Source organism: Pseudomonas fluorescens (genome assembly GCF_902497875.1).
Classification (GTDB): Bacteria; Pseudomonadota; Gammaproteobacteria; order Pseudomonadales; family Pseudomonadaceae; genus Aquipseudomonas; species Aquipseudomonas fluorescens_BR.
On the sequence record NZ_CABVHY010000012.1, the window covers coordinates 1 to 16081 of the forward strand.

The 16081-nt window shown below is 61.2% G+C and carries 12 protein-coding genes; 2 read left to right on the forward strand and 10 right to left on the reverse strand.

The features are described from left to right. Positions 1 to 15: 15 nt before the first annotated feature. From F8N85_RS13515 to pbpC, 7 genes are all read right to left on the reverse strand, one after another. Positions 16 to 765 carry a response regulator transcription factor gene (locus F8N85_RS13515; RefSeq protein WP_150804105.1) on the reverse strand — a complete coding sequence of 250 codons (750 nt, stop codon included), beginning with the start codon at positions 763 to 765 and terminating at the stop codon, positions 16 to 18. Between the two features lie 122 nt (positions 766 to 887). Beyond that, entirely contained in the window at positions 888 to 1358 is a 471-nt protein-coding gene (locus tag F8N85_RS13520) for a prepilin peptidase (protein WP_150804106.1), read from the reverse strand. Positions 1359 to 1607: 249 nt separating this feature from the next. Beyond that, a complete protein-coding gene (locus F8N85_RS13525) occupies positions 1608 to 2159 on the reverse strand; it encodes a DUF4136 domain-containing protein (RefSeq protein WP_150804107.1) in 552 nt (183 codons plus the stop codon). A 42-nt stretch (positions 2160 to 2201) separates the two neighbouring features. Beyond that, positions 2202 to 2834: a DUF4136 domain-containing protein gene (locus tag F8N85_RS13530; protein ID WP_150804108.1), complete on the reverse strand. Its 633-nt coding sequence runs from the start codon at positions 2832 to 2834 to the stop codon at positions 2202 to 2204. Positions 2835 to 2875: 41 nt separating this feature from the next. Next, positions 2876 to 3625 carry a methyltransferase domain-containing protein gene (locus tag F8N85_RS13535; RefSeq protein ID WP_150804109.1) on the reverse strand — a complete coding sequence of 250 codons (750 nt, stop codon included), beginning with the start codon at positions 3623 to 3625 and terminating at the stop codon, positions 2876 to 2878. Continuing rightward, positions 3625 to 3927, reverse strand: a complete 303-nt coding sequence (locus F8N85_RS13540; protein WP_150644813.1) for a MazG-like family protein — start codon at positions 3925 to 3927, stop codon at positions 3625 to 3627. Before F8N85_RS13540 ends, F8N85_RS13535 begins: the two co-directional genes overlap by 1 nt. Positions 3928 to 4080: 153 nt before the next feature. Continuing rightward, the gene (pbpC, locus tag F8N85_RS13545) at positions 4081 to 6393 is read right to left on the reverse strand and encodes a peptidoglycan glycosyltransferase PbpC (protein ID WP_150804254.1); all 2313 of its coding nucleotides are present in this window, start codon (positions 6391 to 6393) and stop codon (positions 4081 to 4083) included. Between the two features lie 212 nt (positions 6394 to 6605). Here pbpC and F8N85_RS13550 point away from each other — a divergent pair, with 212 nt between their 5' ends. Next, positions 6606 to 6899: a hypothetical protein gene (locus tag F8N85_RS13550; RefSeq protein ID WP_150804110.1), complete on the forward strand. Its 294-nt coding sequence runs from the start codon at positions 6606 to 6608 to the stop codon at positions 6897 to 6899. A gap of 212 nt (positions 6900 to 7111) precedes the next feature. Here F8N85_RS13550 and F8N85_RS13555 read toward each other — a convergent pair whose 3' ends face one another. Continuing rightward, positions 7112 to 12031, reverse strand: a complete 4920-nt coding sequence (locus F8N85_RS13555) for an alpha-2-macroglobulin family protein (RefSeq protein WP_150804111.1) — start codon at positions 12029 to 12031, stop codon at positions 7112 to 7114. A 190-nt stretch (positions 12032 to 12221) separates the two neighbouring features. Between F8N85_RS13555 and F8N85_RS13560 the strand changes: the two genes are divergently transcribed. Further along, positions 12222 to 13595: an MATE family efflux transporter gene (locus F8N85_RS13560; protein ID WP_150804112.1), complete on the forward strand. Its 1374-nt coding sequence runs from the start codon at positions 12222 to 12224 to the stop codon at positions 13593 to 13595. On the opposite strand, the gene F8N85_RS13565 is transcribed toward F8N85_RS13560, so the two are convergent. Next, positions 13587 to 14384 carry a DUF4123 domain-containing protein gene (locus F8N85_RS13565; protein ID WP_150804113.1) on the reverse strand — a complete coding sequence of 266 codons (798 nt, stop codon included), beginning with the start codon at positions 14382 to 14384 and terminating at the stop codon, positions 13587 to 13589. The genes F8N85_RS13560 and F8N85_RS13565 overlap by 9 nt on opposite strands. Continuing rightward, a complete protein-coding gene (locus F8N85_RS13570) occupies positions 14381 to 16003 on the reverse strand; it encodes a contractile injection system protein, VgrG/Pvc8 family (protein ID WP_150804114.1) in 1623 nt (540 codons plus the stop codon). The genes F8N85_RS13565 and F8N85_RS13570 overlap by 4 nt, the downstream gene beginning before the upstream one ends. Positions 16004 to 16081 lie beyond the last annotated feature (78 nt).

Below are 16081 nucleotides of genomic sequence, written 5' to 3' on the forward strand. Positions count from 1 at the left end.
GAACGATAACGCGGTTTAACGGGCACTCTGCCTCAACCCCGAACGCCCCGGTGCCAAGGCCAGCGCCAGTTGCGTGCGATTGTGCATCTGGGTCAGGCGCAGCACTTGGGAGACATAAAGTTTCACGGTGTTTTCGGTGATACCCAGTTCACAGGCGATCTGATAGTTGGTTTGCCCCTTGCTCACCAGGCGGGCTACGTCCAGTTGGCGCGGTGACAGCTGATTGAGGATGGCTGGAATCTCTGCGGGTTGCGTTTCGCTCGTAGCTCCCCGTCGAACCTCGTCGAGGTCTTGATAAAGCGTGTCGATGGAATCGGCGAGGCTTTGCAGTTTCTGGTTCAACTGACTCAATTGAAGGTTTTTCACCCGCTCCTGCACGACCGCTTCCTGGCGCCGCAGGCCTTCAAGCAATTCATTCAGATCGACAGGCTTCTGGTAGTAGTCGGCAACCCCGGCACGCAAGGCCTTGATCACTTGCTGTTTGTCAGACGCCCTGGTCAGCATGATCGCTTCGAATGCTCGCTGGTTGCCGGCGAGCTCCTGCAGTGCCTGCACCAGTTGAATGCCGCCCGGTTCTGCCAGGTGCAAATCGAACAGCACCAGACCGATTTCAGGGTCCTCGCTAAACCGTTCGATGGCTTGCTTGCCGCAGGTGCAGGGAATGCAGCGGTAACCACTGCTTTCCAGAAACTTACAGAGTTCTTCGACAATCAGCGGCTGATCGTCGACTACGAGCACTTTTATCAGAGAGTTAAGCTTGATCACGCGCGACTCCATGCTGAGCAAACCGAAGACTTATTCTTCCTGCACCGACAGCCAATGGCTGTACACGCACTGAAAATAGACGCACTTTCTGACTGTGTACATAAAGTTCGCCACTCAGGCGGCTAATTGATCCAGGCGACGGCCAGCAGCATCCCGACCAGAACGAACGGCGCAAAGGGTTGTTGTGTCGATTCTTTCGGATCGAGGTATTGCAGATGGGCTCTCAGTTTTTTGTTTATCAGCGGCCAGAGTCTGGGAGACATGAGTAGCCAGACAATACTGGCGATGCCCGCACCAATGAAGGTTCCCAACAGGTGCATGTTGTCGCTCGCCAACCCCAGCGCTGCCATCAGTTTCACATCATCCGCCCCCAGGCGCCCCATTGTATAGCCAGGCAAGGTGAAGGCCAGCGCCAGCAAGAACGCCCCGACCCCCTGCTCTGCGCTCGCGCCCATCCAGGTGGTGCCGTTCCACAGCAAGTACACCAGGGCAATGACCGTCGCACCAAGGGTCAGACCATTGGCAATTTGGCGTTGCTGAATATCCTGCGCAGCGCAGAGAGCCAACCAGATAAATAGCATTAAGCTCTGCATCAGGTAAAAAGCGTCCCTTTTTGTCTGAATGATTCTTTGCGGACTTGATGGAGTACTTGTCAGGGTAGACGCACTGATGAAGGTAGGCCTCCCAAGAAAGCAAATAGCCGTCGGGGGGGAGGTAAAAAGATCGTCCGAGCGCGGCCCGAACTTGCCGCAGCTCCTACGCCGACCGGGTTCAGCCTGAATGATCAAATGTACACAGGTTCGTAGGAGCTGCCACAGGCTGCGATCTTTATGGGGCTTCGATTACCTCGGCGGGTAATTGGCCAATATCCTGGCCACGGTTGCGCGTACGGCGGTGCTGCGGTCTGCCGGGTTCGGCGTGTTACTGAGCGTTTGCTCGTCACTGCCTCGCCAGACCAGCTTGCCGTCCTTCGCATCCAGAAGGTCGATCTGAATGGTCGCGACCGTGTAGGTGATATTGCGGGTTTCGTACATTGGCGCTCCCCAGTAACCGTGCCATGGACTACCCCAGTAGCCGCCACCGTAGTTGGAGGTGACTTGTTGCTGACGAGTTTCGACGATCAGGTAGGTCTGCACATTGAGGTCGCCTTTGGCGCCGGACGCCGGGCGCAATCCGCGTTGATCCAGCTGATCGCTGACCGCCTGGCGGATCCGCTGTTCGGTCAGATCGCTCTTGATCCGTGGATCGTCCGGGCGATATTGCAGCGCAGGTTCTTTCCAGCTCCAACTGCGGTAGGCAGCGAAGTCACGACTGGCATCGAAATCCTGGTTGACCTGGCTCTGGCAGGCGCCGAGCAGCACGGCGATAGCCAGTAAGGAAAGATGGCGGAACATGATGACTCTCCGGTTGAAGACATGAACCTGTGGGGGATGGCCTTAATTAGGAGGATACGCCGACATGGCCTTTTCCACAGCTTCGCGTAATGCATCGGCGCGCGCGCTCATGCTGCCCTGGCTGCTGGTTTCGGCGCTGGCGCTCCACACTGGCTGGCCACTCGCAGCGTCGAACAGGTCGAGCCGCACCACCACCACTTGCACCTCGTAGGTGCGCACGATCGGCACCGTGTTGTATATCCCGTAACCGCTGCCGTAACGGTTATACCCGCCATAGCCATAACCGCCATAACCGCCATAACCGCCATAACCGTAATCGTCTCGCACCTGACGCAGGCGGGTTTCCAGGCGCACATCGGCGCTGACCCACAAGTCCGCCGGGCGGTTGTCATGCAACGGGCGCAAACCACGTTGATCGAGGCCATTGCTGACCGCTTCAGCGATCTGCGCTGAATCAGCCCATGCCGAGCCCGCGGGCAAATGCCCGTTAAGCCAGGCCCAACTGCGGTAACGAGCGTAGTCTCGTTGTGGTGCCGGGTAGGCGCTACTGTCGAAGGTGTTGGCCGCCTGCGGCGGCGCGGGCGGAATCGGCTTGGAGCTGGCGACATAAGGATTACTGCCCTGACAAGCGCCCAGCCCCAGGCACAACAGGATTAATCCGAGACGGCGTTTCATTTCGCTCTCCACTAACATAGTGGCCTGTGTGGCTAGACCGCTTAAACCGGACGGCAGATCCAGTGCAAATAGCGTCCAAGTCCGATAAAGCTTGGGTGACGACGATGGGCCAGCTCCATTTCCAGCAAATCCAGCAACTCGGCGCGGGCCTGGAATTCCACCGGCATATAGTCGTGAAAAACCCGTACCCCACTCTGGGTTTCGACCGTCCACAGGCTTTCAAGTTGCGCGGCCAATTCGCGCGGATCAAGCGGCTGCTGTGGCGTCAGGCTCTGCTTTTCACCGGCCATATCGTTCTTGCGCATCTTGCGGAAGTGGCCCTTGAGCAGATTGCGGTAAATCAGCGCATCACGGTTGTAGAACGCCAGCGACAGCCAGCCGTCCTTGGTGGTCAATTGATGCAGCACCGGCAAGATTGCATGGGGTTCGGCCAGCCATTCCAGCACTGCGTGGCATAGCACCAGATCGTAAGGTTCGGTGAGCTGCCCGAGCAGCTCCTGCCAGGGCGCCTGAATGAAGGTCGCGGTCTGCCCGGCTTCGGCGAAACGCTGGCGCGCGCCTTCGAGCATCGGTTCGGCAGGTTCGGCCAGTGTCACCTGATGCCCGCGCTGGGCCAGCCACAAGGACATATGACCCAACCCTGCGCCGATATCCAGCACCCGTAGCGGGCGGTCCGGCAAGGTTTCAGCCAGATCGGCCTGGAGCACCGCGAGGCGAATTGCGCCTTTGGCTCCGCCGTAGATTTTTTCGGCGAAACGAGTCGCCAACTGATCGAAATGACGATCACCCATCAACTGAACCTCCGTTCACTGTCCGCCAGCTTGCTGCGTACCACCTGCTCCATGTCCAGCCCCAGCTCGCTGCACAGCAGCAATAGATAAAGCACGATGTCGCCGACTTCCTGCCCGGCATGGGCAAGTTTTTCCGCCGGCAATTGCCGCGACTGGTCCTCGCTGAGCCACTGGAATATTTCGACCAGTTCAGCCATTTCCACGCTGGCAGCCATGGCCAGGTTTTTCGGGCTGTGGAATGGGCGCCAGTCGTTACGGTCGCGGATGGCGTGCAGGCGTTCGGTCAGTTCGTCTAGGTTCATCGGGCTCTCCTGAAGGCGTATAGCTTCGGGCGGATGGAGAATGAAGGCAAGCGCCGAGCATTATTGCTGTCGCTTCGCGACAGATCGCGAGCAGGCTCGCTCCCACACGTACTGTCACGCTCTGGAGGGAGCGAGCCTGCTCGCGATAGCGGACTAATCAACAACACCGAACTCAACCCGAGCCGTCTGCCCGCCTTCATCCAGCACACTGAGCTGATATCGCCCCAACTGATCGAAGGTCGCATTGATGCTGTCCTGATTGGCGCTGTCGCCCAGCGGTGCGCCATTGATGAACCACCAGCGCCGTCCGCTGCCGCCCAGGGCCGAGAGCTTCAAGCGCAATAGCTCCTGACTGGCGGCCGGGCGCCGCAGTTGGTCGCCTTCACGCACGCCGACAATCGATATGGGTGACGCGGCCGACAGCATCGGCCCTGGGCATTCTGGATCGTTGGCGGGCAAGCGTGCTTCACGACGTTCCACCCTTGGCAACCAGGGTTCCAATGGTGCCGGCCATAAGGCGATGTCACGCGCCACGGCACCCGGGCATTTGGCGTCGACCCGCAAGCCCTTGGCGTTGACCCAGACTTTTTCCAGCAAGCCGATGCTCAGTGGCTGGTCCAACGCCTGCAAGGTCGGTGGCGTGGTGCCGTCCAGGGTCCAGGCGAATCGCTGGCGCCGACAATTGGGGTCGCTACGGTTCATGGGCTGGCCCAATGGCCAACAGATTGCCGCCACGCCGACGTTCATCGGCACCGGTTGTACCGCAGCGCTGACTCCGCGCTGGCTGTCGCGGTTGATCAATACGTCGTGGACTTGCAGCATCAGCGGCGCTGCCGAGGCCAGGCCGAACTGCCCCGGCACCGGGGTGCCGTCCGGACGGCCGATCCAGATGCCGATCAGGTACCGCGGGCCGACGCCAATCGCCCAGGCATCACGAAAACCGTAGCTGGTACCGGTTTTCCAGGCCAGCACCGGGCGTTGCACCAGCTCGGCACGGGGGTCGCGATCGGGTCGCGCCTGGCCGCTGAGAATCCGCCGCACGATCCATGCCGAGCCCGGTGACAACAAGGGTCGCTCACGCAGTACATCGTCCGGTTGCAAACGAATGCTGGCGCTCTTGCCACCACGGGCGAAAGCGCTGTAACCACTGACCAGGTCCTCCAGTCGGCTGCCAGCCCCGCCGAGAATCAGCGACAAATTCGGCTCAGCCAATGCCGGCAGTGCCAGCGGTACTCCACCAATGCGCATCTCGGCAGCAAAGCGCTTCGGCCCGTAGGCTTCGAGCAGTTGCACTGCAGGCAGGTTCAGCGATGTAGCCAGCGCGGTACTGGCCGGCACGGCGCCGCTGAAGCCCATGGAAAAATTGCCCGGCCGATAGTCGCCGTAGCGACGCGGCACGTCCTGCAGCATTGATTCGGAATGGATCAGCCCGGCGTCCATGGCCATGCCGTAGAGGAAGGGTTTGAGGGTCGATCCCGGCGAACGCATGGCGCTGATCATGTCCACATGACCAAAGCGCCTGGCGTCGTTGATGTCCACCGAACCCAGGTAGGCGCGTACTGCCATGGTCTCTTCTTCGACCACCAGAATCGCTGCAGACGTATGCTCCGGCAAGCGCGCGCGCCAACCCAGCAGCAAGTCTTCAAGACGTCGCTGCAAGGTCGCGTCGAGGGTGGTGCGGATCAGCGGCGGGCTGTCCGCTCGGTTCAGGCGTCGCGCCAATAACGGCGCGAGGCTTGGTTCCAGTCGCGGCGCCAGCAGCAGGGGTTCTTCCAGCGCTTCGTCGACCGCTGACTGCGGCCAGACCTGGAACTGCGCCAGACGCCGCAGGACTTTGTCCCGGGCCACTTGAGCCCGCGCCGGATGGCGGTCCGGGCGCAAGCGGCTCGGCGCCTGGGGCAGAACCGCCAGCAGCGCCGCTTCGGCGTGGGTCAGCTGCTGCGGTGATTTGCCCAGATACGCCCAACTGGCCGCTGCCACGCCTTGCAACGTGCCACCGAACGGCGCGCGGTTGAGGTACAGGTTGAGGATCTGATCCTTGGACAGGTGCCATTCCAGTTGCGCGGTGCGCCAGAGTTGCCGCAACTTGCCGAACAACGTGCGCGAGTGCGGATCAAGCAATCGCGCAACCTGCATCGACAACGTGCTGCCACCCGACAGGACACGGCCGCCAGTAAGGTTCTGCCATGCGGCACGGCCCAACGCCAACGGGTTCACGCCGGGGTGTTGGTAGAACCAGCGATCTTCGTAGGTCAGCAGGGCATCGAGGTAATACGGCGAGATCTGGCGGGTCTCCACCGGATAGCGCCACACACCATTGGCATCGGCGAAGCGCCACAGCGGCGTGCCGTCTTCGGCCAGCACTACCCGCGCCAGATCGTCCCGGGGCAAGGGCAGCGGCCAGAGGCGGTCGGCGAGCCAGAGCAGCGCGATCAACAGCAACAAGCAGCCTGAAACCCACCGCAGAAATCTGCCCCAGCGAGATCCCCATGCCCTGCCTGACACACCGAGCCGTCCCGTTCGCAGGCAAACCCACTGCCACAGGGATCGCAGAGGCTGGGTAACTAATCGCAAATTCAAACCGGCAAACCTCTATGCTTCAGGGAACTCGCCAGCACACATGATGGCCCAAGGCTCAGGTCTGGTATCAACGCCAACTCTCTCATCAGGATGCACACATGCAGGTAGAAAGCTTTTTCGAATGGCTCGGCCAGGCACTCGGCTCAGTCATCCGGTTTATCGTCGATGGCCTCAGTGGATTGTTCAATCTCCTGGCCAACGCTGGCAGCAATTTCGTAGAAGGGCTATCGCGCACACTCGGCATGGACGCCTCGATCATCAGCATCATCGCTTTGATCGTCGGCCTGATGCTGTTGTACTCGGCCATCCGCGCCTTTATGCGGGCCTCGATCATCATGGGAATTATCTGGCTGATGTTGGGGTTGTGGTTGTTGAGCTGGATTATTCATTGAACCAAATCATCAGACCGGCCGCGATCTGTGGCGAGGGGGCTTGCCCCCGCTCGGGTGCGCAGCAGCCGCAAAACCTGTGAATGCGGTGCGCCTGACAAAATGTGATTGTAGGTTTTAGGGCCGCTTCGCGCCCCAACGGGGCGGTGCGGCGTTCCGACAAGCCCCCTCGCCACAGGAAGCCCCCTCGCCACAGATTCCGCGCCTTGCCCCGATTACCTCCCCTTGATCACCATCTGCGGTGGAGTTTCACCCACTGCCTGCCAGTTCGGCCGGTACATCGACTCTACTTGCGGCGGCGGCACCCGGTAGGTGCCCGGCGTGACGGCTCGCGCCAGGTACAGCAAGTGCGTGGTGCCGTAGCCGTCCAGGTTCATCGCCGCGACGTAACGGTCATCACGGAATTCCTGATGCTTGAGGCTGGCGTTCTGCATTGATTCGCGCCATTCCTTGACCTTGCTGCTGGCGTTTTCCAGGCTCGCGGCACTCTGGGCCAGATTCTGGTTTTCCAGCTCCAGGCCCGCCGGCAGCAAGTCCACCACCAGGGCGTCCGGCACTCGCTGTTTGGCGCTGACCGTCAAGTGCACCAGTACCAGATCACCGCTAACCAAGGCCTTGAGATTCAACGGCTGGCCATTCATGCCCAGGTACTCGCGACGAATGCTCAGGTTCACGCCAGCGGCGACCGGTGCCTGCTGTGGGTAACCGGAAAGGGTCAACTGCTGGTACACCGGCTCGCTGCCTTCGTTGTGCAGGGTCAACGGCGAAGCCAGCAACGCACCTTCGAGTTTCAGGCCTGGCTGGTTATTGCTCAGCCCACGGGTTTCACCGCCACTGTGCAATTGCGCAGTCCAGCTGGCTTCAGGTTTGCCCAGCAAGCCACGACCGGCGAGGAACAGCGAGTTGCGCTCCTGGGTCGACAGGTATTGGCTGGCGGCCAGCTGATCGGACAACTCGAACAGACGCTCCTCACGTTTGCCTTTGGCCAAGTCGTTTTCTTCGAGCAGTGCCAGGATCAGCGCCTGATCGCGCAGCGGACTACCGTAATCGGCAAGCCAGTCCTTGCTGTTGCGGGACGCCGCCAACCCCGCGATCAAGGCCTGATCGGCACGCGGCTGGTCGCCCATTTTCTGCAGGGCGATGGACAGTTGCACCAGCGGCAGGCCGGAACGGGCATCGCTGCGACGCTCGAACAGACTGCGCAGCGCGCCCAATGGCGCCTGTTGGCTGCGGGCCAATACCAGCCCGGCATACGCTTGCACCGCGAAGCGCGTGTGCTCGGCGTTTTCGCTGTAGTTCACTTCGATCAGGTTGCGCTCCTGCAGATAACGCAGCAGCCGCTCGCTGGCTTTTTTCAGCGCCTCGGGCGGCACCGCGAAACCTTGCTCGCGAGCACGCAACAGGAAGTCGCTGACATAGGCTGTCAGCCAGTACTCTTCCTCACCATCAGCGCCCCACAGACCGAAGCTGCCGTTGTAACGCTGCATGCCCAGCAGGCGTTCGATGCCCAGCTCGATCTTGCGCTTGCGCTCGGCATCCGGTTCGCCTTCCAGGCCCAAGCGTTTGAGGCTCGCGGCATCGGCATAGAGCGACGGATACAGGCCGCTGGCAGTTTGCTCCAGGCACCCATAGGGATAGGCCTTGAGCGCACGGATTTGTTCGCCAAGGTTCAGTGGTGGGCGGCTCGACAGGCTGAGCAGGGCTTCAAGTCCGGAGGGTTCGAAAGCCGCCAGTTCAGCTTCCGGCAACTCCCACGGCTGATCCTTGAGCACCGCGCGGTAATGTCTGAGCATCGCCGGATAGGCCGGACGCACACCCAGGGTCCACTCGCGGGTAAAGGGTGGCAGGCTCTCCCCCGGCAGGTCGAGGCCATTGACCAGCACTTTGACTTTACCCTGGCCCAAACCGCCGAGTGCTTGCACCGGAATCTGCAAGGTAGTGCGTTGCCCCTGGGTCAGTTGTACGTTGTGGCTCGCTTCACCGAGCAGGCCCAACTGGCCCTCGGCACTCAGTTGCACCATGAGCTTCTGCGCTTTGCCCGAGAGGTTCGACAGGTCCAGAGCCAGGGTCGTCTGGTCACCACCGGCGAGGAAGCGCGGTGCCGAGAGTTCGGCAATCAGCGGCGCGGCGATCACCGTTTTACCTTCGGCCATGCCATAACGATCATCGGTCCAGGCCTGGGCCATCAAGCGCAGTTCGCCGTTGAAGTCCGGGATCTCGACGCTGACTTCGCCCTCACCCTGCTCGTTCAGGGTCACCGGTGCGCTTTGCAGGGCAACGATGGTCACGCTGGTGTCCGGGCGCTTGCCGCCCTTGGCCAGTGCCGCGTCACCACCGAACGCCAGGCTGGCCAAACGGCCCTGCCCGGCCTCGATCAGTTGCCCATAGATATCCAGCTGGTCAGCGCCGTAGGCTTTGCGACCGAACAGGCTCGAGTACGGATCCGGGGTTGGGTATTCGGTGATATTGAGGATGCCCACGTCCACTGCGGCCAGCAGCACATGCACTTGTTTCGGCACGCTGCCGTCAGCATTTTTCGCCTGAATCTTCACCGTCAGCGGCTGTTTCGGACGCATTTTTTCCGCTGCGCTCAGGGTCAGGCCGAGTTTGCGCTGGGTCCTGTCCAAGGGCAGATGCAGTACGCCGACCGCACGTTTAGGGGTGATGTTGGCCTTGCGCTCACCGGGACGAATCACCAGCGCGCTGATATACAGGTCATGCCGCGACCATTTCGGATCAAGCTTGACCTCGAAACTTTTGCCTTCGGCCGGCACGTCGATTTCCTGCCACCACAACGGGCCGTCAGCGGACTCCACCAGCAGATAGCCTTGGCCGGCAGCCGGTGGGGTGACGGTCACATTGGCGGTGTCACCATCGGCATAGGCGGGTTTATCCAGTGCCAGTTTGACTTGGTCCGGACGTACTGCGCCGCCTTCGGCGTTGTCCTGGGAGCGGTAGCCGGCCCAGAAGCGCAAGCTGCTGACTAGGCCCGTCTGCGGGTCTTCGACTTCGACGCGGTACGGGCCCCACTCCACCGGGAAGCTGACTTTCGCGGTATCTCCGGCCTTGATGCTGATGGTTTCTTCGTCAAGGTTGAGGAATTTTTCGTTGAAGTGATAGCTCCAGCCATCGTTCTCCGAGTAGTTCCAGTAGTAGTCACGGCGCTCACGCACCAGGCGCACCTTGAGGTTGTCCGCGGCCAGTTTCTGGCCTTCAATGTTGGCCACCAGCAACTCGAATTCGACCGGGCCGTCGCCGTCGGTTTCTTCGCCCTCGAACAAGGCGCGCAGCCCCGGCAGCCGATCTGCCGGCCACACAGGCTGGACCACGCGACGGGTGATCGGACGGCCACCGGATTCTTGCAGGCTGGCCTGAACGATCAGTTGCAGTGGCGACCGGGCTTCGGCCCATTTGCTTTCAAGGGAGATAAGCGCTTCGCCATCGGCGTCCAGCGCGGTTTCCTCCAGTTCCAGATCCTGGCTCAACTCTTCTTCGGTAATCGAGCCGAACTGATAACCCGGTAACGCGTTGACCGCCTCTCGCAGCGGACGCACATAGACCTGGCCGCTCAGGCGATTGCCCGACGCCGGGGCGCCATAGAGATAGCGGCCGTTGACACTGATTTCGGCGGTGTCGGCTGGTTTGATCGGTTCATCGCGGCCTTTGAGTTCAAGGGCCAGACGCTCGGGCAGGAAGTCCTCGACCAGGAACTCATAAAGTTGCGGCTTGCCGTCGCCCAGATCGAACACCAGTTGCCAGCGCCCGGTCGGCGCTTCGCCGGCCAGCTGCAACTGGTATTGATAGAGGCCGGACGCATCGGCATCCCAGACGAACTTGCGGCTGACCTGTTCATCCGGCCGACGCACTTCAACGCTGACTGGCTGTGGTTTGACCGCGTTACCGTCCTTGTCCCGCAGCAAGGCGTTAAGCAGTACGGTTTCCCCTGGGCGATACAGGTCACGCGGGCCAAACACGAAGAATTGCAGCGGATGGGCCTGCGGCCCGCCGATATCGAATTCGGCCAGGTCCAGTGCAGCACTGTTCAGGCGCAGCATGCTGGTCTGCTCACCCTGGTGAGCCAGCAGCACTTCGGCCTTTTTCGGTAGCGGCAACTCGGCGTGGCCGCCCTTCTCGGTCTTGCCTTGGCCAACGACCCGACCGTTGCTGTCGAGCAGTTCGAGACTGACGCCATCCAGGGCTTTGCCACCCTCCAGCGCTTGAGTGAAGACGTCCAGGCGATTCTGGTAACGGTGCACCGACAGGCCGATATCACTCAGGGTAAACAGGGTTGCCGGTTGCGAGTAGTTGTAGGTGCCGGAAGCGCGCATCACCGCCAGGTAAACGCCCGGCTGCTGCAACTGTTTGAGGCCGGCGATCGGCAGCAACAGGGTTTCCCGGGTGTTGCGTGCGGGGTTGAGGTCGAAACGACCACCGTAGACCAACTCGGCCATCGGCAGCAGTTCGCGCGACTCATAACTCTGCAGGCTGGTGCTGCGGCCCCACTGGCTGAGAAATGCCGGTAACGCCTCGGGTTTGATGCGGAAGAATTCGACGTCGATCTTGTCGACGTTCAGCGCAATCACTGGCAGGCCTTCGGCCAAGCGAGTCGGCAGCAAGGTGCCACGGCTGGCGAAACCTACAGTAGGTTGCAGGTCGCGGGTTTCCAGGCGGCTGACGTACTCGGCGGCGAGCGTGGCGTCGTTCACCCCTCGCAAGCCGGGATCAATGGTCAGCACCAGTTTGCGCTGCGGCTCGAGGTGGCGCAGACGCAGTTCCATCAGGTTGTCGGAGAGTTCCCAGGCACCATCGAGCTTGCCGGTTTTGCTGTCCACCAGGTGCAGTTTTTCGGCGAACTTCTGCTCCGGGTCCAGTGGCACCGAGAAGCTCACCGACAGCGTACTCGCGCCATCGAGCTGAACCTCGGATACATCCACCACACTTAACTCACGGCCGACGTAGCGCTGCTTCAGCGCGCTGACATCCGCCAGCGCTTTGGCCTTGGGCGCGCTGACCGTCGCTGGAGGGGCAGCGGGGGCAGCGGGGGCAGCGGCGGTCGGTGCCTTATCCGGGGTCGACGAATCGCAAGCGCTTAGCAGCACCAGCGCACAGGCCAGGAACAATCCTTTGTTAAGCATGAGACACTCGTTGGCAGGGGTATTGAAGGGTTGAACTATATATCACTGGCGCCAAAGCGGCTGAACGCCAAGATCAAAAGGGGCACTGCATATATAACCTGCCAATATTGGGGCAAGCGCCCCTCCCCACAAAGGCTCGGCGCCAATCCCGCATCTACCGCTACAATGCCTGCTCTTGCAAGGAGCCTGCATGTCCACCCTGCTCACCGACTGGCGCCACCGTCTGACCCATCACCGCGTCTGGGCCCTCGCGGCGCCGATGATTCTGTCTAACATTTCTGTTCCGTTAGTGGCGCTGGTCGACAGCACGGTGATCGGCCACCTGCCCCACGCCCACCAACTTGGCGCGGTGGCGATCGGCGCCAACCTGTATGTGTTTCTGGCCTGGTCCATGGGCTTTCTGCGCATGGGCTCCACCGGGTTCGCCGCCCAGGCCGCCGGGCGTGCAGACGGTGCCGCGCTTCGGCAAATCCTCTTGCAGGGGTTGCTGTTGGCCATGGGCCTGGCGCTGCTGCTCGGGATCATTGGTGTGCCGCTGAGCGGCGTCGCCCTGCAGCTGATGCAACCCTCTGCCGAACTCGACCAGATGACCCGGGACTTTTTCCATACCCGATTGTTCGGCCTGCCGGCAGCGCTGGCCAGTTTTGCCCTGGTGGGATGGTTCCTCGGCACCCAGAATGCACGCGCGCCGCTGGCGATTCTGCTCAGCACCAACCTGGTGAACATCGCGCTGAATCTGTGGTTCGTCCTCGGTCTGGACTGGGGCGTGGTCGGCTCGGCACGGGCCTCGGTCATCGCCGAATGGACCGGCGCCCTGATGGGTCTGGCCATGACCCGCAAGGCCTTGCGCGCCTACCCGGGGCACATTGCCTGGGCCGCGCTGGCGCTGTGGCAAAGCTGGCGACCGCTGCTGGCGGTGAACCGGGATATCTTCATTCGCAGCCTGGCGCTGCAATCGGTGTTTTTTCTGATCACTGTGCAGGGCGCGCGGCTGGGCGACGCGACGGTTGCGGCCAATGCCCTGTTGCTCAACGGCTTGCTGCTGACCGCCCATGCACTGGACGGCCTCGCCCATGCCGTGGAAGCCCTGTGCGGGCACGCCATTGGTGCCCATGACCGAGCGGCCTTGCGTCGCTCGCTGGTGGTGGCCTGTGGTTGGTCGCTGCTGATCAGCCTGGGCTTCGCCGTGCTGTTCCTGGTGGCCGGTCATCTGTTCATCGAGTTGCAGACCGACATCCAGAGTGTGCGCGAAACGGCCTTCAGCTATTTACCCTACCTCGCCGTACTGCCGCTGATTGCAGTCTGGAGTTACTTGCTCGACGGCCTGTTCATCGGTGCCACCCGAGCCAGGGAAATGCGCAACGGCATGCTACTGAGCGTCATCCTGTCGCTGCCGTTTGCCTGGGCTCTACAGGGCTTCGGCAACCACGGCCTGTGGCTGACATTTCTGTTGTTCATGCTGATACGAAGCCTGACCCTCGGCGTTTTTGCCTGGCATCTACGCAAGAACGACGGATGGTTCAACACCACCCCACCGCTGATCAAAGCACCTCGTTCAGGGTGAATGACGCTCCCAGATATGACGCAAGTGCTCGAGGCGCTCACTCGGTGTGCTGCCACTCAATCGTTCGGGAACACTGGCCGCCGGGTAACGCAGCCGTAGTCGCAACCAGTCATCGAGCACGCTGTTGTCTCGAAAGCCGTGCTCGAGTCCCTCCTCCAGATGGCACCAGATAGTGCTGTAGTCACTCCCCGTCGAACGACTCCACTGATAGGCATGGCGCTCCAGCAGGCATGCTTGCAGCTTGTCTTGCTGGCGCCGGCTCAGGCCGGGCTCTATTACCAGCCTGCTGCCCGGCAGCTGTGGATTCATCAGGTGCTGCCAGCCCAGGCTGCCCACCGCCTTGTCGGCCCAGGTCCCGCCATACCAATACAACTGACTGATCGGGCCCAACCAGTCACTCAGCTCGCGGGCGTCACAGGCATCGAAGAAATAGCTCGCGGTCTGTGGGTTGTAGTAGCTCAAGAGGCCTTTGTAGTGCATCCCCAAGGTGACGGTGAGCATCCGTCGCAGATGCACCAACAGTTCCTGTAATGGTGCCGCGCTGACCAGGAACAATCCCGGCCAGGCCTGTGGTTCGGACTGACTGAGCGCAACCAGAGGCGAGTGTTGATCCAGCGCGATCAATAACGGTCCATGCCCGCTCAGCGAGTTCAGGTCAGTGCTCTCGAACAGCGCCTGGCAGCGGACTCCGGCAAAGCGCTGGCGCAGCAGCCAGCCAGACTCCGGTGAGCTCGGGAGGTCGAGCAACAACCATTGGGCTGCGTGCCTTGGCATCTCGGCGACACTCATACCCCACCACTTTTACCGGCCCTGGCCAGCAAGCGACAGGTGCAAACGTTTTGTTTGCAGTGAGTGAAGCTGCCGCCTTCAGGCAGCAGGCACAGCAACATCAGAGGGTGGCTGGCCTGCACCAGCGTCAGCAAATCCTCCTGCTCAGGCAGGAGCAGCGGCGAGCAGGCTATCGGGACGCTGCCGGACTCTCGCTGCCGCGCCTCGAGAATGATCTGCGCACTGGACAGACCGAGACCTGCTGCGTCGAGCTTGACCGTACTGTTGCCGACCTTGAAATGCATTTCGCTGCCGGTGTCGAATCTCAGCTCAAGCCCGTCTGCCAACTGGATGCTTTGCCCAGCCCCGACAAACCTCGCGGGATCCAGGTCGGCATGCAGCAATGCTGGCTCCTCGCATGGTCCTGCAGCAACATTCTCCCCCGGCACATTCGCCGTACCGAACGCTGCCTCCGGCAGGAAGCCAATGATCAGTGGCTGGTCTGGATCGCCTTGGGCAAAACTGACCAGTACCTCCATGCCGGCCTGCAACCCTTGAGTCGTTTCGCCAGCAAGCTCATTCAATACGGGCACCCAACAGGGATCCTGATTAGAACCCTGGCCCTGGTACAGCCAATCAAACTGCACCGCAATCATCCCCTGAGGGGCTGGCGCGGCATCGACGACCCAAGCTCGCTGGATGCCACTCATTCGCGGTTTTAGCAACGACCTGGGGGGCACGAAGGAGACTTCCCGGGGTGTAGCGCGGAAATGATTGCGGTACTGACAGGCAGAGGGCAACTCACCGGAAAATGCCCCTTTCGACTCCAAAGCTGCTGCCTGAGCCCCCTGGTGCTGGACGCTGGTCAGTAGCCAGAGATCGTTCCAATCGGTAAAAGGGTGCCCGGACAAGCGCATGAGTGAACCACTGCGCAGCAACGCGAGATCGCTTTGGCCCTCGGCAATGTGCTCGGCCCGCTCTGCGGGTTCATCTGCCCTGAGCTGTGCATGCACACTGAATGTCCGGATTGCAGGAGCCTGCCCTTCGGTGGAAAAAAAGCAGCTGTCGCTTTGATGAAAACTCCTCTGTGTATCGGCAAATACCACGCAATGGCCGCGCCGCTGATGCTGAAAGTGATAATGGATTCGTTCTTGCGCACACAGGCGCTGGAGAAACTGCAGATCCGACTCTCGATACTGGGTGCAGTAATCTCGGGCACGATAGGTACCCGTCAGTTCAAGACAATATTCCCCCTCCCGAATACCGTGTTCATGCAGCACCCGCTTGATGATTTCAGGCACCGTAAGGTCGGTGAAAACACGCTGATTGTAACGTTGCGCCAGACACGCCAGCTTCGGCCCCAGCCGCACGCGACAAAGCCTTTGGGGGGCGCAATGAAGGTCTTGGCTGAGCCCATGAATCTGCCCATGAATACCGCCCTGGCCATCGAAGACCTGAAGGTAGGCGCAGCGATACATAAGCCCCCCCAGGTCCAGCTGCGGGTCATCGATAATCAGGTGCAACTCGAACACGAACGGTTCGCTGATGGATTCGCTGCCGGTAAAGGCCAGAACGTTAAGGGGATGGGGCAGACCCGCTATGTCCAGACGAAAGAACGGTTCGCTGACTGGATTGGACATCGAGGTTTCTCTCTACAGGAGGGCGACCGGGGATTCTCGCTGAGAGACATGGCCGAGTAGAGGGCAAGAGTACAAATC

What these genes read in the sequence shown, in the direction of transcription:
- F8N85_RS13520 (WP_150804106.1), bottom strand. Translation starts at nt 1,358, where the DNA reads ATGCAGAGCTTAATGCTATTTATCTGGTTGGCTCTCTGCGCTGCGCAG.
- F8N85_RS13525 (WP_150804107.1), bottom strand. Translation starts at nt 2,159, where the DNA reads ATGTTCCGCCATCTTTCCTTACTGGCTATCGCCGTGCTGCTCGGCGCC.
- F8N85_RS13530 (WP_150804108.1), bottom strand. Translation starts at nt 2,834, where the DNA reads ATGAAACGCCGTCTCGGATTAATCCTGTTGTGCCTGGGGCTGGGCGCT.
- F8N85_RS13535 (WP_150804109.1), bottom strand. Translation starts at nt 3,625, where the DNA reads ATGGGTGATCGTCATTTCGATCAGTTGGCGACTCGTTTCGCCGAAAAA.
- F8N85_RS13540 (WP_150644813.1), bottom strand. Translation starts at nt 3,927, where the DNA reads ATGAACCTAGACGAACTGACCGAACGCCTGCACGCCATCCGCGACCGT.
- F8N85_RS13550 (WP_150804110.1), top strand. Translation starts at nt 6,606, where the DNA reads ATGCAGGTAGAAAGCTTTTTCGAATGGCTCGGCCAGGCACTCGGCTCA.
- F8N85_RS13555 (WP_150804111.1), bottom strand. Translation starts at nt 12,031, where the DNA reads ATGCTTAACAAAGGATTGTTCCTGGCCTGTGCGCTGGTGCTGCTAAGC.
- F8N85_RS13560 (WP_150804112.1), top strand. Translation starts at nt 12,222, where the DNA reads ATGTCCACCCTGCTCACCGACTGGCGCCACCGTCTGACCCATCACCGC.
- F8N85_RS13565 (WP_150804113.1), bottom strand. Translation starts at nt 14,384, where the DNA reads ATGAGTGTCGCCGAGATGCCAAGGCACGCAGCCCAATGGTTGTTGCTC.
- F8N85_RS13570 (WP_150804114.1), bottom strand. Translation starts at nt 16,003, where the DNA reads ATGTCCAATCCAGTCAGCGAACCGTTCTTTCGTCTGGACATAGCGGGT.